This is a genomic window from Pseudodesulfovibrio sp. JC047, from assembly GCF_010468615.1.
Taxonomy (GTDB): Bacteria; Desulfobacterota; Desulfovibrionia; order Desulfovibrionales; family Desulfovibrionaceae; genus Pseudodesulfovibrio.
Window position 1 is genome coordinate 1 of record NZ_WUEH01000049.1, and the last position, 1,209, is coordinate 1,209.

The window sequence follows — 1,209 nt, forward strand, 5'->3', positions numbered from 1 at the left end:
GGAATGACATTCGGAGAACTGGTGGAATTGGGAGAAGTCAGCTGCACCTTGAGCGATGGCAACGACAATCCCATTGCGGTTATGGCCGTGGTCAAAGGCAATGAACTCTGCACGGAAGTGCTGGAAGTCATAGCACGGCATGAGGAGGACGAGGATGAAAACTAACACCTCTCCGTCCCGGAAGCATCGTAACTCACAGCGCCCCGTCATGCCCGACATCCCCAAGTTGCTCGTCAAAGATAACGGCAAAGCCTTCACGTCGCGCCTGACCGCCAAGCGGATCAGCCAGCTGGACCAATAAACCGCCTTTCCCAAGGAGGAAATACACATGACCACACGAACTTGCGCCAGCTGTGAATACCACGAGTCCAAATCCAACCCGAACCCCGGAAAGCTGATCCCCGGAGAGTCCGGCAAATGCACCCGACCCACGGGCCTGTGCGACCACATCAAGGATCAGGCCGAGGAACCGGCCTCGGCATTTTCCAAGAACCTCGTTTCGTCCGAGGCCATCCAGGAAGCCATAGCCTCCACAGCCGTTGATCAGAAGGACAGGGGCCGCTTGTGCGCTCTTGCCGTCTCCGCCATGCAGGACGCGATGAATCGGGAGCAGGAAACTGGAGAGACGCCCATGGACGACGAACTGTGCGAGATTGCTGTCCGGGCAATTGCCAACAGCAAGCATGAACCCGCTCTGGTTCCCGAAGTCTCGACTGCCCATGAATCGCGCGACCTTGAGGCTCAGAACACCGCTAGCGCTGTTGATCAGGCCGTGATGGACGCCGAGGCGGCGTTCAAAGGACTTGGCCGAATTGAGGCCGCCGCTTTTTTTTCGACGGTCGGAGATATCGTCGTCGCTCAAACTTTTCAAAACATCAAAAAAACAAAGACTTACAAAAACATCCCCTACATCGACGCGTCTGGAAATATTCGACACGTCGAAACTTTGGATGAGTTTTGCAAAGTTAAACTCGGTAAGTCTTACACTCGTTGCTACGAACTTTCCCAGAACCTCCACACCCTCGGCCCTGACTTGTACGAATCCGCTGAAAAGATCGGATTCAGAGCGAAAGATTACCGCGCACTCAAGGCTCTGCCAGAGGACGAGCAAGCCATCGTCAAGCAAGCATTGGAGGCCGAGTCCAAGGACGAAGTTTTGAACGTGCTGACGGATTTGACCGAGCGGCACAATGCCGAACGCAAGGCCGC

General features: G+C 55.3%; 2 protein-coding genes. Both read left to right on the top strand.

From position 1 onward, the window contains the following. Nucleotides 1-154: 154 nt before the first annotated feature. Nucleotides 155-301 (top strand): hypothetical protein, encoded by a 147-nt coding sequence (locus GO013_RS16630; RefSeq protein ID WP_163813145.1) that lies wholly within the window; start codon nt 155-157, stop codon nt 299-301. A gap of 27 nt (nt 302-328) precedes the next feature. Next, a partial coding sequence (locus GO013_RS16635; RefSeq protein ID WP_163813147.1) for a hypothetical protein occupies nt 329-1,209 on the top strand: 881 nt, incomplete at its 3' end.